We start from the raw sequence: 18,164 nt of genomic DNA, 5'->3' as shown, positions 1-18,164 counted from the left end.
CCCAGGCATCAGAGTCAATTCTCATTTGACAGCCAGTGCTATCAGCCCCACAATCTTGATCGCTGAGAATGCACAAAAAAAGCGAGATCAAAATCATAAAAATGACCGCTTGCACTATCACGGAGACGCATCGCAAGTCTTAAAATTGCACAAAATTTCACCAAAAATTGAGAATGCGCTTGACGAGCGCATTTGACCATAGTTAAATACGAAATCGATTGCGCAAACGATTGCGTAATGACTTTTTATCGAGAAAATAGCATTATGAAGCCACGCATAACGGTAGTCGGCAGCGTCAATATGGATTTGGTCTTTCGCACTCCGCGCATGCCTGCGCTTGGCGAAACCTTACATGGCCATGAATTTCGCCAAATTCCTGGCGGCAAAGGCGCCAACCAGGCGGTTGCTGCAGCTCGTCAAGGTGCACAAGTTAACTTCATCGGTGCCGTAGGCGACGATGGATTCGGCGCATTCTCAAAACAATGCTTGTCTGCTGAAGGCATAGATATTACTCATCTGACTACCGTTGCTGGTGTCGCTACTGGTGTCGCCGGCATTCTGGTGGAGGATGGCGGCGATAACAGTATCGTTTTAGCTGCCGGAGCCAATGCCTGCCTGCAGAGTCAACATATAGACGCGGCACGCTCAGGTATCAACGGTGCCCAATTATTGCTGTGCCAGCTCGAAACACCAATTGCTACCGTTGAACATGCGATTGCAGTAGCGCGTGAACAAGGGGTCAAAGTCATTCTGAACCCCGCACCAGCCCAGGATTTGAGCCCAGTGCTCTTGAAACAAGTTGATTTCTTGATTCTGAACGAAACAGAAGCCTCTCAGCTCAGCGGCATCAGCGTCATTGACCAGGTAACAGCGCAAACTGCCTCAGAAAAATTGCTGGCAATGGGCATCGTGACTATTATTTTGACAATGGGTGGCAACGGCGCACTGATCACGCAGCAAGCTGGATCTAAGTTCATTCCGGCAGTGAAGGTTGACGTGCTAGATACAACAGCCGCGGGTGACACCTTTGTCGGTGCATTTGCCGTAGGCATTGCCAACGGCCTTAGCGTGTTGGAAGCCAGTATCGAAGCACAATATACTGCCGCATTGACAGTAACGCGTTTAGGAGCTCAAACATCGATTCCACAACGTCAGGAAGTACTGGATTTCATGGCGCAACGTAAGGCGATGTAAGTGTTATGTTTGCGATGCCTGGGTGCTAACCGTCAGAGTCGCTAGACAAACAACTAAGCAATAAAATAAGCAATATCCATAGCAACATCAGTATTTGATAAAATTTCGCCTCTATGTCAGAGCAAACGCTGCTGACATGTTAGGCTAGTGACAGCGAATATTTTCCGGCTGCAGGAAACCAGAAAACTGGATTAAAACCGCGGCGTATCGCCTTCACACCCCGACATCTGAATAAGGAAGCTCTCATGAAACTCAAGCAAATTTGCCTTTCTCTGGCTGGTCTGTTAGCAGCAAGCAGCGTCTACGCGGCTGATCCTAAAGTCGCGGTAATCTATGACGCGGGCGGCAAATTTGATAAGTCTTTCAATCAATCGGCTTCTGAAGGCGCAGATCGTTTCAAAAAAGAAACCAAAATCAATGTCATTGAAGTGCAGGTCGCCAGCGATACACAAGCTGAACAGATGTTGCGCAATCTGGCACGTAAGAATGTAGACCTGATTGCAGCTATCGGCTTTGCGCAAGCACAAGCAGTTCAAAATATCGCCAAAGAATTTCCAAAGACAAAATTTGTGATCATTGATGGCGTTGCTAAGGGCGATAACGTCAACTCCGTTCTGTTTAAAGAGCAAGAAGGTTCTTACCTCGTTGGTGTCGCGGCAGCCTTATCCAGCAAATCGAAAAAGCTTGGCTTTGTCGGTGGCATGGATATTCCTTTGATCCGCAACTTCTCTTGCGGTTATACCCAAGGTGCAAAAGCAACCGACAGCAAAATTGATGTTGTACAAAACATGGTTGGTACCACAACGGCAGCATGGAACGACCCTGCCAAAGGCGGTGAGCTGGCACGCGCTCAAATGGAACGTGGTGTTGACGTAATCTTTGCTGCGGCAGGTGGTAGCGGCATGGGTACTTTGCAAGCAATCAAAGAAAAAGGCAAATTAGGTATTGGTGTCGATTCCAATCAAAACTACATCCATCCAGGCAATATGCTGACCTCCATGGTAAAACGCGTTGATCAAGTGATTTACGACAGCTTTATGGAAGTTAAAAACGGCACCTGGAAAGGTGGCGTGACTTACAAAGGTTTGAAAGAAGGCGGCGTTGACTGGGCGTTGGATAAAGACAATCGTAGCGTAGTGAGCGCCGACGTAGAAAAACGTGTCAATGCAGCGAAGCAAGACATTATTAGCGGCAAGATCAAAGTAGTTGATTTCCGCGATGCAAATAAGTGCCCGGTCTGATTTAAGATCTGGCAAACGGGGCGCTGTTGGATAGCGCCCCGAAATTTTTAGACTAGCGTATTTACCTCTGTCCCCTATTTTTATTATCCATTATCCGGAATCCCGAAAGTATGCAGCCAGCCGTCGAATTTCAACACATCTCCAAACGCTTTGGTGCGGTACAGGCCAATCGCGATGTGAGCTTTTCCATTGAATCGGGCTCGATACATGGCGTCATCGGTGAAAATGGTGCGGGTAAATCGACCCTGATGAGCATTTTGTATGGCTACTATCAGGCAGATAGCGGCAAGTTGCTCATCAACGGTCAGGAACAACAGATACGCAATAGCCACGAAGCCATCGTCTCTGGCATCGGCATGGTGCATCAGCACTTTATGCTCGTAGAAAATATGACGGTACTCGACAATGTGATGCTTGGTGGCGAAGGCGGCTTTCGTTTGGCATCACGCCGCAAAGAAGTCGAAGTAACCTTGCGCGACATCTGTAAACGCTACAATCTCGAAGTCGATCCACTGGATAAAATTCAAGACTTGTCAGTCGGTGTGCAGCAGCGTGTGGAAATTCTGAAGCAAATTTATCGTAGCGCTAACATCCTGATTCTGGATGAACCTACAGCGGTGTTGACGGTACAAGAAACCGCATCTTTGTTTGAAGTCTTGCGTCTTTTCAAAGAGCAAGGCAAGACTATTATCCTGATCACCCATAAACTGCAAGAGATTTTAGAAATCACCGATGAAGTCACGGTGATGCGTGGCGGCACGGTCGTGGGCTCCGTCGTCACCGCTGAAACCAATAAAGAACAATTAGCTGAATTGATGGTGGGTCGCCCGATTGAAACACAATTGCCACGCGCAGCATATGCGCCCGGCGACACTGTGCTGGACGTCAAAGGTCTCAATCTGGTCAATGATCAACAGGTGAGTTTGCTCAAGGATCTGAACTTTAACATCCGTGCTGGTGAAATCGTCGCGATTGCAGGTGTCTCGGGCAATGGTCAGAGCGAGTTACTGGAAATTTTAAGTGGCATGCGTTTGCCGTCCAGCGGCTCGATTACGATGCAAGGAAAAACGCTACCTTATGCTGGACGCAAAGATGCCGACGGCTTGCCAGCCGTGTATCGCGAACGTGGCATAGGTCATGTACCGGAAGATCGTTTGCGTGATGCGGTCGTCAAAAATTTTTCAGTAATGATGAATAGCTTTCTCGGCTACCAAAAGAAGTTAGGCAAAACGTTTGGTTTACTCGATTACAAACAAATTCTGAGTAACTGCAACGAGATGCTGCGCAAATTTGATGTGCGCCCTGCTGATCCGCATTTGCGTATCGCTTTGTTATCCGGTGGTAATCAGCAAAAAGTGGTGATGGCACGTGAGATTGATGCCAATCCAAAACTCATGCTGGTCGGCCAACCAACCCGTGGTGTTGACATCGGCACAATAGAAAGCTTGCACGCGCGCTTACTGGCGATGCGTGATGCGGGTGTTGCCATTTTGTTGGTATCGGTAGAACTGGAAGAAGTCCGCGCATTGGCTGACCGCATCTTAGTCATGTCCAGCGGTGCGATCACCGGTGAATTGAAAGTGGAAGAATTTGATGCAACCCGTATCGGCTTATTGATGGGTGGTTTGCACAAACATTAGTGCGACTCGCCACCATTTCCAATACCCCGACATAAGTTCCGAAAAATAGATAGCTAACAGCGACGATAAAGTTTACACGTATGAATCAAGCCGACCTGCCCCGTTGGGCCAGTACCTTTGCCCTGCCTTTACTGAATTTGTTATCTGCCCTGCTGGTGGCGGCAGGTGTAATTTATTTACTGGGAGAAAATCCCATAGAATCATTACAAATTCTGGTCAATGCAGCAGTGCTTGACCCTGAAGGTCTGGGCTATACCTTGTTTTACGCTGCGACCTTTATCTTTACTGGTCTTTCAGTATCGGTAGCGATGCAAGCAGGTTTGTTTAATATCGGTAGTGAAGGTCAAATGTATATCGGTGGCTTGGGCCTGACGCTGTTAATACTTGCATTAGATACGCATTTACCGGGCTGGATTTTAATACCGCTAGCGATTGCTAGCAGTGCGATTTTTGGTGCAGCGTGGGCATTTTTGCCTGGCTACTTACAAGCAAAACGCGGCAGTCACGTGGTCGTCACGACGATTATGTTTAACTTTATTGCTGCTAACCTGATGAACTACTTGATCATCTTGATGATTCCGGATGGCCAGCAAAATCCTGCAAGTCGCTTGTTCGCCGACAGTTCCTGGTTGCCAAAATTAAATGGCTTGTTTCCAATCCTGGGTGAAACACCGTTGAATATCAGTTTCCTTCTCGCTATTGTGGCTCTGGTGATTTACGGTGTTGCGGTATGGCGCACCACATGGGGCTATCAACTGCGCGCCACTGGCTTGAATCAGCATGCAGCACACTATGCAGGTATTTCAATCAAAAAGACCATCATCGTGACAATGATGATTTCCGGTGCCTTAGCGGGCTTGGCGGCGGTTAATTCTGTGATGGGTTCTACGCACTATCTGAACCTGAACTTCCCTGCCGGCGCTGGTTTTATCGGGATTGCGATTGCTTTGATGGGTCGCCAACATCCGATCGGTATCTTTTTGTCTGCCATTTTATTTGGCGCATTGATACAAGGCGGATTTGACCTTTCATTGGAAAAACCAAATATTCCACCAGAGACCTTTATTTTCATTCAGGGTCTGATTATTTTGTTCTGCGGTGCGATGGAAAATCTATATGCGCCAGCTCTGTCCGCACTGTTAAAACGTAAGGAAAAATGATGTTTGATGATTTTCAATTTTCCAGCATACTGGTGTCCACCATCCGCAATGCCCCAGTACTGATGTTCGCCGCCATGGCAGGCTTGTTTGCCGAGCGCAGTGGGGTGGTTGATCTGGCACTCGAAGGCAAAATGTTAGCTTCTGCATTTGTTTCTGCCGCCGTTGCATTTACCACACAAAATCCATGGCTGGGCGTATTGGCAGGTGTGGGCGTATCGGTTCTCATCGCCCTGATACAAGCCTTTGTCAGCATTACGCAAAAAGGGAATCAATTGGTCGCTGGTATTGCGATCAATATCGCGTTAAGCGGACTGACCTTCGTGCTGGCACAATTCTTCTTTACGCAAGGTGGCCGTACACCTGATCTGGGTGAAGCACGCTTGTTTGACATCGTGCTACCGGGCTCTGCAGCGGTCGCCAATATTCCGTTTTTCGGCTGGTTTTACACGAAGCTGCTTGGCGGGCATAGTGTTTTAGTCTATCTGGCATTTGGCTTGATTCCTCTGGTGCACTGGGTGCTGTATCACAGCCGCTTTGGCCTGCGTTTGCGTGCCGTGGGTGAGAACCCCCATGCGGCTGATGCGGCTGGTGTGAATGTTGAGCGCACCCGTTTTATGGCAATGATCTGTGCTGGCGTACTGTGCTCCTTCTCCGGCGCGTATTTGTCCATTGTACAAAGCGGATTTTTCTTACGTGATATGTCGGCTGGTAACGGCTATCTGGCATTAACTGCATTGGTGTTTGGTAACTGGCGTCCGCTACAAACCGCATTGGGTTGCCTGATGTTTGGTTTCTTCACAGCCTTGCAAGTACAAATTGAAGGCGTGGTTTTCCCTGTGATCGGTAAAGTCCCTGGCTCATTAATTCAGATGATCCCGTATGTCGTTACCGTCATCGTACTGGCAGGTCTGATGGCAAAATCGGTGGCACCAAAAGCCATCGGCGTACCATTTGTAAAATCACGATAAAGAATTGATGATCTGGCTGTCACCACGGACGCAGTCAGATCAGTTTCAGGAAAAGCGCAATTTACGGCCTCCTTGAACCGGGTCAACCGCAACAAATCGCTTCGCGTCTGGGTTCTGTCCAATGGCCAGCCGGAGTTATTTTTTGGAGAACATCCATGCAAACAAAACACAAAGTCATTTTTGATACCGACCCAGGTGTAGATGATGCAATGGCGCTGTACTTTGCACTCGCGCATCCGGATATCGATGTCGTTGGTATCACCACGACTTTTGGTAACGTCTACGTTGAGCAGGCAACCATCAACGCGCTGTATCTGACACGTATCGCTGGCCGCCATATTCCAGTAGCGCAAGGCGTGAACGTTCCATTGGCAAAAGCGGCAGGTACGCCACCTGACTTCATCCACGGCGCTGACGGTTTGGGCAATCTGCCTTCACGTATCGAAGTCGGCGGCAAAGCAGAAGTTGAAAGCGCGGCGGAATTCATCGTCAAAATGGCGCGTCAACATCCAGGTGAAATTACGCTGGTGGCAGTCGGCCCATTGGGTAATCTGGGCCTGGCATTGAAGATGGAACCACAACTGCCTAAGTTGTTGAAAAAAGTTGTATTAATGGCTGGTGCCGTTGATGAACCAGGCAATGTTTCCCCAGTGGCGGAAGCTAACGTATGGAACGATCCTGACGCTGCTGATCTGGTATTTACAGCTGGTTGGGACCTGACTATGGTTGGTCTGGATGTCACACACCGCGTGGTATTGCCTTCGACATTCTTTGCACGTCTGGCGCAGCATCACAAACACGTGGCGATGGATACGTTATCCCACGCTGTGAACTTCTACGCCAACTTCTACCAAAGCATTCGTCCAGATCTGGGCCATGCTTGCTACGGTCATGACGTTTTGGCGTTTGTCTGGTTGGTTGCACCAGAAATTTTCGAAACCCAATCTGGCCGCGTACGCGTTGCCAAAGAAGGTATTGGCAATGGTCAGACCATGATGGCAAAACTGCCTATCCCGTATCCACAAGCAGGTTGGGAAGCCAGCAAACCAGAAACCCGCGTATGCATGAAGGTCGATGCAGAAGCGTGCTCCAAACTGATCGATGCAACCTTGAGCAGCAATTGGTTGCAAGCACCTTTGAGCAACTAAGGAGCAATCATGCATATTCAACCAGTTGATTATCGTGATCCGGATGCTGCCAGAAAATTCACTGAAAGCCTGCATCAAACCGGCTTTGGCGTGTTAACGAACCACCCTTTGTCGCAAAATCTGCTCAACACCATTTATCAGGAATGGTATGAATTCTTCCAGACGGATGCGAAGAATCAATACACATTTGATGCTGAAAAAATGGATGGCTATTTTTCGCCAAAAATTTCTGAAACAGCCAAGGGTTTCGCTAAGCGTGACTTAAAAGAGTTCTATCACGTTTACCCATGGGGTCGCGTTCCTTCTGAAGTATCGAATGCAGCACGCGAATACTATGTTGAAGGCTCTAAGCTGGCAGCAGAGTTATTGCAATGGGTAGAAGATCATACCCCTGCAGAAATCAAAGCTAAGTATTCTATGCCTTTGTCAGACATGATTACGGACAGCGATCTGACTTTGTTACGTGTATTGCATTACCCACCATTACGCGGCGACGAAGAACCAGATGCGGTACGTGCGGCAGCCCATGGCGACATCAATTTGCTGACGGTTTTGCCAGCGGCGACTCAAGCCGGTTTGCAAGTGTTAGGCAAGGACGACGCATGGCATGACGTACCATGCGATTTTGGTATGTTGATCGTCAATATTGGCGACATGCTCGATGAAGCATCGCAAGGTTACTATCCTTCGACGATTCATCGCGTGCTCAATCCAACGGGCGAAGAAGCGAAAAAATCACGTATTTCTTTGCCGCTATTCTTGCATCCGCGTCCTGATGTTGTGCTTTCTGAGCGCCATACATCTGGTAGCTACCTGCAAGAACGTCTGCGCGAATTAGGCGTTAAAAAATAATACTCACGATTAGTGACGTTATAAAACAAAGGCATGCCGTTGAACGACATGCCTTTTTCACTGGAATAAAAAATGAATACTCAGGAACTGATTAGCGAAGCAAACATTGCTCGTGAACGTGCGTACGCACCTTACTCAAAATTCAAAGTCGGCGCTGCAGTGCTGACCAAAGACGGTAAAGTTTTCCATGGTTGCAACGTCGAAAATGCGTCGTATGGTTTATGCAATTGTGCCGAACGTACTGCCTTGTTTAGCGCCGTTGCAGCAGGTTATCGCCCTGGCGATTTCGCCAAAATCGCTGTCACTGGCGACACCGAGGGCCCGATCGCACCTTGTGGTGCATGCCGTCAGGTGATCATCGAACTCGGTGGACCTGAACTTGAAGTCGTGCTGACGAATATCAAAGGCGATATCAAAGAGACGACCGCTGGTGCGCAGTTGCCAGATGCGTTTTATTTGAAGCCGGAATAAATAGAGGTAAATAGCGGTAGCTTTGTACCCATGTCCCGCAAGCAGGACATGGGTCTTTATTCACACATCAATGTACCAGTGCAGTAAACGGCGGCACGTAAGCCAACAAGAACACAAACAAGCCAACCAACACCGCTAAAGCCAGGCTATGGAAAAATACGAAGCGCAGAATGCTGCTTTCATGTCCATACCAACGCGTCGCAGTACTGGCAACCACGATACTTTGTGCGTCCACCATCTTACCCATTACACCACCAGCACTATTGGCAGATGCCATCAAGACGGGATTTAAGCCCAATTGTTCTGCTGTTGTTTTTTGCAAACCGCCAAACAAAACGTTGGCTGCAGTATCAGATCCAGTTAAAGCGACACCCATCCAGCCCAATAAAGTACCGAAAATCGGATATAAGCTACCAGTGTGGGCAAACGCAATTCCCAGGGTTGCATCGGTACCTGAATAACGTGTCAGATATCCCAACGCCAGCATCAAGACAATCGTCAATAAGGAATAGCGCACTAACCAAATGGTGCGCAGATAAATACGCACTAAATCCAGCAGACGGTACTTCATCATGACGCCGCTCAATACACTCGCGATGAAGATACCGGTACCCGTCGCCGACAGCCAGTTAAGTACGTAGACCGCAGACTCCTTATGTGGTGTTGTCACAACTGGCGCGACTTTTTGCACCATATTGTTTAGACCGCTGAAAGGGATTTTAAAAATAGAAATGCCGTCAACCCATTTTTTAAATTCTGGCACACCCCAGATAAATACGAGGATCGTCAAAATAACCCACGGCATCCATGCCATCACCAAGGCACGACCATCGTGCTTTTTGAAGATCGCAGCGCCCACATCGGCTTCATGTCCATGTGGTCGCTCGCTGGCAACATCTGGTACACCTGAATCATCGGCATGACCTTTTAAAGAAACCGACGTCCAGACTTTGGCGGGTTTCCAGACTTTCAGGAAGAAGATCAGACTGACCATAGAAACAATCGCTGCCACCACGTCAACCAACCATGGGCCATGATAGTTAGAGACCAGATATTGTGGGATCGCAAAACTCAAGCCAGCGACCAGAATTGCCGGCCAGATTTGCAACATACCTCTGAAGCCTGCAAACGCCCAGATCAGCCAGAATGGCACCAGCAAAGAAAACAAAGGCAAGATACGACCTATCATGCCAGAGAGTTGCATCAGATCAAGCCCGGTCACTGCTGCCAGCGCAATCACAGGCGTACCCAACGCACCGTAGGCGACTGGAGCGGTATTGGCGATCAAACACAAGCCAGATGCGGCAAGCGGCGAGAAGCCAAGACCGATCATAATCGCCGCAGTGACGGCGACCGGAGTACCAAAACCAGCCGCACCTTCAAAAAATGCACCGAAGCAAAATGCGATCAGCAGCAATTGTATGCGACGGTCATTTGTGATGTTGGTGAGGCTATCCTGCAACACATTGAAAGAGCCATTTTCTATCGTCAATTGATGCAAGAAAATGATGTTGAGTACAATCCAACCGATTGGCAACAGTCCGTAGGCTGCACCAAAACCGGCTGCATTCCACGCCAGACCAGCGGGCATACCAAAACCCCAGATAGCGACTAACAAGGCGCTAATGAGCCCCAAACCAGCTGCGTAATGCGCTTTCATGTGACCAAAGGCTATACACGCCAACATCACCACCACCGGTATCGCTGCCATCAAAGCAGACAACCACACGTTCCCTAACGGGTCATACACCTGACTCCAGACCATCTTATCTCCTTGTCGTTTTATTCTTGCATCGAACCTGATTGGCTCTGAGTTTTGGATGGTACGACAGGTAGATGACAGAAAATCATTCGAAAAGCATGAAATGAATTTCAGCGATCGTTGAATTTTTTAGCAGTTTTGAACAAAACAGTAAGCTGCTCAGGTTAAAGATGAGCGCATGCTTGCTCCTTAAAGAAAGCTGATTGCCAGACTTATCGTGAAAATCACAACTATATAGCGTCGATAACGAGACTTAAAAATTAAAAAAACCCTACAAAGAATGATCTAACCCCAGAGTAGATTGAAATTGAATTACGCTTTTTTGAGGTTATCCGGCGCATACAAAGGAATTAATATTTCAAACTGAGTGCCATGCCCTTTTTCTGAAAATACTTTCAAACTACCACCTAGCACCGCCTCGACCAGGTTATGACAGATATGCAAACCCAGACCTGAACCACCCTGTCCAAATTTGGTGGTAAAGAAAGGATCAAACACGCGCACAAGATTTTGCTCGGGAATGCCAGCGCCGTTATCTGAGAAGCAAATGAGGGCGTGATCTTGCGTCAAACCGTGCAAACTGGCACTAATTTCGATTTCGCCTTCATCCATATCTTCAAAAGCGTGGAGCAAACTATTATTGAACAAATTAAAAATGACCTGCGTCAATGGACCAGGGAAACTATCCATTACCACATCATCAGCAATATCCACCCTCAAATCCAATTTGCGTTTTTTTAATTGCAAACGTAATGTGGGCTCCAATTCTGAAATCAGTTTTTTTAGATTAAATTTTCTGCGTAATTCGCTAGTCTGATCAACCGCAATCGTTTTAAAACTGACGATTAATTCTGATGCTCGCAAGATATTTGTCGTGAGTAAGTAGCTAGCCTCGTTAAGTGTATTGAAATGGCGTTCCAGTAGTGATTTTTTGAGATTCCCAGCCGCGTATTCTTTCTGCGTCTGATTGACTTTATCGATAAGCGAAGTGGCAACGGTCAAGGCATTGCCGATAGGAGTATTAAGTTCATGTGCGACACCTGCCACTAAAGATCCGAGACTGGCCAGTTTTTCTGAATTTACCAGTTGCGTTTGCGTGTTCTTTAGGTACTGCAAATTATCGGATAGCAATCGATTCGACAGTTCCAGCTCTGAAGTGCGCTGGGCGACTCGTTGTTCCAGGGTTTGATTTAAGACGGTGATTTCTTTGATTTTCTTATCAATTTCAAACGCCATTTGATTAAAATCGTTACCCAGTGCGGCAAGCTCATCACGCCCTGAAATATCAATTTTTTGATCGTAATGACCAGAAACAATTGCTTGGCTAGCGTAGGCCATCTGCTTCAACCGACGTGAAATACGCCAGCCTAAAAACAAGGTTACGATTAATGTCGCCAACATAATCGCAGAAGTTCTGAGCAATGAGCGTTGTTGTTCTCTGGATGTCGCGTTAATTAAGCTTTTAGTAGAAAATCCATATTGTAAAAATCCCGTTTCACGATGGGCTAACAGCAAGGGATTGCGAATATGGATCACACCATCCTTTAAGGCTGCGTTTTCAAACTCACTCTCTGGTGTTGGTATGGCGAGCTTATTTTCAGCGTTTAAGGTGCTCAGTAAAACCTTACCTTCCGAATCAAGAATAACGACATAGATCAAACCGTTTTCAGCATGCTGATCCAGCATTTCACTAAAAAAGATTTTGACAGTTTTGAGGTCGTTCCGGATCACGTAGGTTGATACCGTCATATTCAGTATCTGTGAAGTTTGATTGATGCTCGATTTTACATTTTCAAAAACCGCTGTTTTAAGAGTGCGGTTCCCATCATAAAAAACACCCGCAATAAGTAGCGAAAAAGACACGGCCGCAGTTATCGTAAAATAACCAATTAAAGAATGAAAAAATCGGCTCAGCCTGACAATCATTTCTCACCTTGGGGTAAGGATTCGTTAGACATCTAAAAATCCAGCTACTTTTACAATGCGTACAAAACGATCTATCTTCAAAGTAATATTATAGGCACATAAATATAACAAGCGTATGGCAGCTTCATATCGTGCAGAAACAGAGCAAACGGAGATAATCGTTAGGTGCAAGTTAACGTTACATCAAACCAAAGAATTTCAAGCTAAGATATGTCAGGAAATTGGTCTTGCCCTGAGAGTCTGTGAAATGACGATCCTTAACCGTACTGGAGAAAACGATGCAACATCGCCAAGAGTTTAACAGTTTGACAGGAAGTTCTGATGAATCTGAACCAATGAATCGCCGTAATTTTATACAAACGGCGGTGGGTGTTGGTTTTGCAGCTGCCGCATTACCAGTGTGTGCGCAAACCGTCATAAAAACCGATAAGACCGGCCTCGAAGACGGCACGGTCAAGTTAGTTGTCAAAGGGCAGCAAGTACCAGCGTATTTCGCTAAACCCCAGGGTAAAAATAAGCTTCCTGTCATTTTGGTCATTTCCGAAATTTTTGGTGTACATGAGCATATCGCCGATGTCGCCAGACGCTTTGCCAAACTGGGTTATCTGGCGATCGCTCCAGATTTGTTCATTCGTCAGGGTGATGTCAATCAATACCCATCCGTCGCAGAACTCATTCAAAACATCATTGCCAAGGTACCCGACGCCCAGGTTATGGAAGATCTGGATGCAACGGTAGCCTGGGCAGAAAATAATGGTGGCGATGTGTCACGATTGGGAATCACTGGTTTTTGCTGGGGTGGCCGTATTACCTGGATGTATTCTGCTCACAATCCAAAAGTCAAAGCAGGAGTAGCGTGGTACGGGCGTCTGGTGAGTGATCCAACACCGTTGTCACCAAACAATCCGATTGATATTGCCGCAAATTTAAAAACACCTATTCTTGGCTTATATGGCGCCAAAGATACTGGCATTCCGGTGTCTACCGTAGAACAAATGAAAGAAGCCTTGGCAAAAGGCCAAAGTGGTTCCGAGTTTAAGGTCTTTGATAACTCGGGACATGCCTTCCATGCGGATTACCGCCCTAGCTACGTAGAAGCAGACGCTAAAGATGGCTGGTCACGCGCCGTGGCATGGTTTAAAACACACGGCGTAGTCTGATACTGACGAGTTCAGAACAATCAATCTGATGATAAAAACAGAGCCGGATTTGCAGAAACTCCGGCTCTGTGTTCTAATTTGCAACCTAGTTGCAAATTAACCTGAGGTTTAAAATTCACTCCACGCTGATTTCCATACTAATCACCACGTCACTCGCTGGTGTATTAAGTATTACTGCCGCCGCGATTTTTTCGTTTTCACTGCTCGCCAAAATGGTAGAACGGATGGTAGCGTTGTCGGTTGGTATTATGTTATCCACATCGTTATTACACGCTTTGCCAGAGGCATTTGAATCCAAAGCTGATCCACACACGTTGTTCGCTTGTCTGCTCGGTGGCCTGCTGGCATTTTTTCTGTTAGAAAAATTTGCTATTTTGCGTCATTCGCATCACCACGAAGGAGACGGGCACCATCACGAACATGGCCATGATGCCCATGAGGCAGGTAAAGCTGGCTGGATGATTTTAGTCGGCGACGGGATGCATAATTTTACCGATGGCATCCTGATTGCCGCGGCATTTTTAGCGAATCCACAGTTAGGTTTTGTCACAGCGTTTGCCATCATCGCACATGAAATACCGCAAGAAATAGGCGACTTTATTGTCTTACTGAATGCCGGATTCAGCCGTACCCGCGCGTATTTGTACAATCTTGCTTGCAGCATGATGGGGGTACTGGGCGGCGTGCTTGGCTACTACACCCTGGAACACGCGAATGGCATGATTCCTTACGTATTGGTCTGTGCGTCTTCCGGCTTCATCTACATTGCTGTCAGCGACCTGATGCCGCAAATGCAGCGCAGAACAACACTAAAAGAAACGATTCCGCAAATTATTCTGGTTACGCTTGGCGTATTGATTGTGCTCTTTGTCACCAGAAATCATTAATTATAGAATTGACGTATAACCATCCTAACGGGGACCAAATCAGTCATAAAAAATGGGAACGTGTGTTCCCATTTTTGTTTAACGCGCAACTGGACGGCTACTGTCCGAACACCACTCACTCCATGAACCCGGGTACAAGGCTGCACCTTTGAGTCCGGCAACTTCTAAGGCTAGTAAATTATGGCAGGCAGTAACACCAGATCCGCATTGCATGATTGTTTTTTCGGGCTGTGTTAGCAAGGCAGACCATTCTACATGCAATTGATCTGCTGTTTTAAAGCGCCCATCCGCCTCCAAATTGTCTTTGAAGAAGCGATTCAGCGCACCGGGAATATGTCCACCTACCGGATCTATCGTTTCATTTTCACCGCGATAGCGATCAGCGGCCCGCGCATCAACCAAGGTAAATTCTGCACTACTGATGTTAGCGAACACCGCAGCAACATCAACTTGAGCTACCAACGATGCTTGCTCCTTCAGGTCACCGGAACGAGCAGGCGGAACATCCGTAGTAACAGGGAAAGACAACGCGTTCCAAGCAGGTAAACCACCATCCAATACCGCCACAGCGGCATGACCAACCCAGCGTAACATCCACCATAAGCGCGCCGCAAACATACCGCCATGTGCATCATAGGCAATCACCTGGGTGTCATTGCTAATACCTAAACGACGCAAAGTTTGTATGAACTGCTGCTTGTCTGGTAAAGGATGGCGACCACGAAATACGCCATCAGCACTCACTTTAGGTGCTGATAGTGATTGATCCAGATGCACAAATTGGGCTTGCGGTATGTGTCCAGCCGCGTAAGCCTGAGAACCTGCATTGGTATCCATTAAGTCATGTCGGCAATCGAGAATCACCCAACGTTCGTCACTGATATGAGTAAATAAATCTTGTGCGCTGATCAGCGTGGAATATGTAGGTAAGTGCATGGGCAACTCCGCAATGTGTTCAGTGTTGAAATTATGGGCGGAATGCAAATTCTAACTCTCATATCTAAGTGGAATTTGCATACTCGATACCATCTTAAGCACTACGACAATATCACATTGTTTTGGCCGAGATGTCATTGGCAGATGTAGGGACGAAAAAAAAGCACGCCATTCCGAGCGTGCTTTTTGGAGATTTTTGTAAGGGAAATGCAACCCGCCGTACAAAAGCAATTTAAAACGACATACGGCGACGGTACCATTCGTGGAAATGTTGCATACCATCTTCCATTGGCGACTGATACGGACCAACCTGATTTTCACCACGATCGAGCAAAATTTTACGGCCCGCATCCATACGCAAACCGATTTCATCATCCTCGATACAAGTTTCCATGTACGCAGCACGTTCTGCCTCGATGAATTCGCGTTCGAAAAGCACGATTTCTTCGGGATAATAGAACTCAACCACATTGCGGGTTTTACCGGTCGCAGTCGGCCATAAAGTAGAAACTACGAGAACGTGTGGATACCATTCGACCATGATATTCGGGTAGAGAGTCAACCAGATGGCACCGTATTTTGGTGGTTCGCCATTACGGAATTGCAGCACCTGCTCTTGCCACTTACGGTATTTTTCGGAACCTGATTTGAGCAAACCACTATTCACACCAACGGTTTGTACGCTGTAATCTTCGCCGAATTCCCAGCGCAGATCGTCGCAAGTCACAAAACTACCGAGACCAGGATGGAATGGTTCGACGTGATAATCTTCCAGATAAACTTCGATAAAGGTTTTCCAGTTGTAATCACATTCATGCACTTCCACGTGATCCAGCATATAGCCAGTGAAATCAAGGTCTTTGGTCACGCTGAGTTGTCCCATGCGTTCCATCACGTTATAGCCATTTTGTTCAAACAGCAGACCATTCCAATTTTGCAACGGCGTGCGCTTTAAATTCAGACACGGCGTGTCAGCAAAATGTGGCGCACCGATGAGCTCACCTTTGAGGTCATAGGTCCAGCGATGCAAAGGACAAACGATATTATTAGTGTTACCACGGCCGTTAAACATCAGCGCCTGACGATGACGACAGACGTTAGACATCAGTTCGATGCCATGCGCATTGCGCACCAGCATACGACCTTCATTTTCGGACTGTAAAGTCGCAAAGTCACCCACGTTGGGTACCATCAGTTCATGACCGACGTAACGTGGACCAGCTTGGAACAGGTCTTTGATTTCACGTTGCAACAACGTTTCGTCAAAATACACATGCACCGGAAGTTGCGCGTCAGAACGCGCGAGTGTAGACAAAGAAGCCAGATCGGACATCCCCACCCCCCAAATTAATTTGCACCAACCTAAGAGAGAAAGAATCCACAAAAACCTGTTTTCGACTGGGGTTTCAGACCAGACGAAAATTCAAACGATCAAACGACTTGAAGAGGAAATTTTGGACAGAACCCAAAATTATACCTGAAAAAATGAAATTTGCTCTAAATTCGTATAAATTCTGAGAGAAATCAAGTCCTTAGCGTAAATCAACAGGCTCGTCAGAGTGTGTCATGAATAACACATTATTGTTTTTTAGTAAAAAACATCTAATCATCAAGATCATTTTCTAAATATTCTTTCAAGTTAATTTTTACCCTATGAACGAGCGTTAATACCACTTTTGTTCAGACAAATTTAATTGTCTTTTAGACATTTAAATTTGTTGCACAGCAACTTGCTATTCACTTTCACGACAAACTAATCTCAACCAGGCTGAATTAAACAGCGCCGAAAATGGCGATGTATTTCAGTCCCGCCCGGTTTCATTTGAATCACCTTTTTAAGAAAGAATCAAAATGAACAAAACACTGATGAAGAAAGTAGCTGCATTCTTAATCGCGTTGTCTTTACTACCGGTACAGGCATGGGCAACAGGCTATACGGGTACAAAATACCCTATCGTGTTAGTACACGGCCTGTTTGGATTCGACAATATTGGTCCAGTAGAATATTTTTATGGAATTCCAGAAGCGTTGCGCGCCGATGGCGCCAAGGTTTTTGTCACTCAGGTATCTGCAGCCAACAGTACCGAAGTACGCGGTGAACAATTATTAGCCGAAGTACAAAGAATTTTGGCTGTTACTGGTGCCAGCAAAGTAAATCTGATCGGGCATAGCCACGGTGGACCAACCACCCGCTATGTGGCTTCGGTACGACCAGATTTGGTCGCATCGGTCACATCCGTTGGCGGTGTGAATAAAGGCTCCAAAGTTGCTGACTTTCTGCTCGGTGTTGCACCACCTGGCAGCTACTCCAATGCTGTTGTTGTTTCCTTAAGCAATGGTCTGGCATCGTTGATCAGCTTCCTTTCCGGCCAACCAAAATTACCTCAAAATGCTTTAAGCGCAGCAAACTCTTTGAGCACTGCGGGATCACTGAAGTTTAATGCAGCCCACCCGGAAGGCATTCCTACCAGCGCCTGCGGCGAAGGCGCTTATCAGGTGAATGGCGTTTCGTATTATTCGTGGAGTGGTGCGCAACCTGCCACCAATATTTTTGACGTGTCCGATCCGGCATTAGTGCTGACATCATTGGCATTCGCGGGCGAAAAAAATGATGGCCTGGTTGGTAGTTGCTCGTCTCATTTAGGTAAAGTCATTCGCGATGACTACGGCATGAACCATCTCGATGAAGTCAATCAGTTTATCGGGCTGGTCAACATCTTCGAAACAAATCCAGTGACAGTCTACCGCCAACAAGCGAATCGCTTAAAAAATAGCGGACTGTAAGCCATCCTGACCACATGACCGGCGCGGAGTCAGAT

General features: G+C 47.0%; 15 protein-coding genes. 11 read left to right on the top strand and 4 right to left on the bottom strand.

The annotated features are described in order from the left end of the window. The first annotated feature begins 264 nt into the window (after positions 1-264). From rbsK to ACO0KY_RS02610, 8 genes are all read left to right on the top strand, one after another. Positions 265-1,194 carry a ribokinase gene (rbsK, locus tag ACO0KY_RS02645; protein ID WP_186911021.1) on the top strand — a complete coding sequence of 310 codons (930 nt, stop codon included), beginning with the start codon at positions 265-267 and terminating at the stop codon, positions 1,192-1,194. Positions 1,195-1,439: 245 nt separating this feature from the next. Beyond that, positions 1,440-2,435, top strand: a complete 996-nt coding sequence (locus ACO0KY_RS02640) for a BMP family lipoprotein (protein WP_186911022.1) — start codon at positions 1,440-1,442, stop codon at positions 2,433-2,435. Positions 2,436-2,545: 110 nt separating this feature from the next. Then, complete coding sequence (locus tag ACO0KY_RS02635; RefSeq protein ID WP_186911023.1) at positions 2,546-4,075, top strand: ABC transporter ATP-binding protein; 1,530 nt, start codon at positions 2,546-2,548, stop codon at positions 4,073-4,075. 80 nt (positions 4,076-4,155) lie between these two features. Further along, a complete protein-coding gene (locus ACO0KY_RS02630; RefSeq protein WP_423043963.1) occupies positions 4,156-5,235 on the top strand; it encodes an ABC transporter permease in 1,080 nt (359 codons plus the stop codon). Further along, positions 5,232-6,203, top strand: a complete 972-nt coding sequence (locus tag ACO0KY_RS02625; protein WP_186911025.1) for an ABC transporter permease subunit — start codon at positions 5,232-5,234, stop codon at positions 6,201-6,203. The genes ACO0KY_RS02630 and ACO0KY_RS02625 overlap by 4 nt, the downstream gene beginning before the upstream one ends. Before the next feature lie 155 nt (positions 6,204-6,358). Then, on the top strand, positions 6,359-7,351 hold the full coding sequence (locus ACO0KY_RS02620) for a nucleoside hydrolase (protein ID WP_186911026.1): 993 nt from the start codon (positions 6,359-6,361) through the stop codon (positions 7,349-7,351). Between the two features lie 9 nt (positions 7,352-7,360). After that, a complete protein-coding gene (locus ACO0KY_RS02615) occupies positions 7,361-8,203 on the top strand; it encodes an isopenicillin N synthase family oxygenase (protein ID WP_186911027.1) in 843 nt (280 codons plus the stop codon). Between the two features lie 72 nt (positions 8,204-8,275). Beyond that, complete coding sequence (locus ACO0KY_RS02610; protein ID WP_423043960.1) at positions 8,276-8,674, top strand: cytidine deaminase; 399 nt, start codon at positions 8,276-8,278, stop codon at positions 8,672-8,674. 67 nt (positions 8,675-8,741) lie between these two features. On the opposite strand, the gene ACO0KY_RS02605 is transcribed toward ACO0KY_RS02610, so the two are convergent. Further along, complete coding sequence (locus ACO0KY_RS02605) at positions 8,742-10,439, bottom strand: L-lactate permease (RefSeq protein ID WP_423043958.1); 1,698 nt, start codon at positions 10,437-10,439, stop codon at positions 8,742-8,744. A 309-nt stretch (positions 10,440-10,748) separates the two neighbouring features. Continuing rightward, positions 10,749-12,185 carry an ATP-binding protein gene (locus ACO0KY_RS02600; protein ID WP_423043956.1) on the bottom strand — a complete coding sequence of 479 codons (1,437 nt, stop codon included), beginning with the start codon at positions 12,183-12,185 and terminating at the stop codon, positions 10,749-10,751. Positions 12,186-12,640: 455 nt separating this feature from the next. On the opposite strand from ACO0KY_RS02600, the gene ACO0KY_RS02595 reads away from it, so the two are divergent. Together ACO0KY_RS02595 and ACO0KY_RS02590 are read left to right on the top strand one after the other, a co-directional pair. Beyond that, positions 12,641-13,522 carry a dienelactone hydrolase family protein gene (locus ACO0KY_RS02595; RefSeq protein WP_186911031.1) on the top strand — a complete coding sequence of 294 codons (882 nt, stop codon included), beginning with the start codon at positions 12,641-12,643 and terminating at the stop codon, positions 13,520-13,522. Positions 13,523-13,656: 134 nt separating this feature from the next. Beyond that, positions 13,657-14,409, top strand: coding sequence for a ZIP family metal transporter (locus tag ACO0KY_RS02590; RefSeq protein WP_390312936.1), 753 nt, complete (start codon positions 13,657-13,659; stop codon positions 14,407-14,409). 78 nt (positions 14,410-14,487) lie between these two features. Here the strand turns inward: ACO0KY_RS02590 and ACO0KY_RS02585 are convergent, their stop codons facing one another. Continuing rightward, complete coding sequence (locus ACO0KY_RS02585) at positions 14,488-15,345, bottom strand: sulfurtransferase (protein WP_423043954.1); 858 nt, start codon at positions 15,343-15,345, stop codon at positions 14,488-14,490. A 232-nt stretch (positions 15,346-15,577) separates the two neighbouring features. Continuing rightward, a complete protein-coding gene (locus tag ACO0KY_RS02580; RefSeq protein ID WP_422997828.1) occupies positions 15,578-16,678 on the bottom strand; it encodes an aromatic ring-hydroxylating oxygenase subunit alpha in 1,101 nt (366 codons plus the stop codon). 518 nt (positions 16,679-17,196) lie between these two features. On the opposite strand from ACO0KY_RS02580, the gene ACO0KY_RS02575 reads away from it, so the two are divergent. Beyond that, positions 17,197-18,129 (top strand): lipase family alpha/beta hydrolase, encoded by a 933-nt coding sequence (locus tag ACO0KY_RS02575; RefSeq protein ID WP_423043951.1) that lies wholly within the window; start codon positions 17,197-17,199, stop codon positions 18,127-18,129. Positions 18,130-18,164 lie beyond the last annotated feature (35 nt).

This window comes from Undibacterium sp. Dicai25W, assembly GCF_049340505.1.
In the GTDB taxonomy this organism is placed as follows: domain Bacteria; phylum Pseudomonadota; class Gammaproteobacteria; order Burkholderiales; family Burkholderiaceae_D; genus Undibacterium; species Undibacterium jejuense.
The sequence above is the reverse complement of the archived record's forward strand: the minus strand, read 5'-3'. Positions and strand labels throughout refer to the sequence as shown.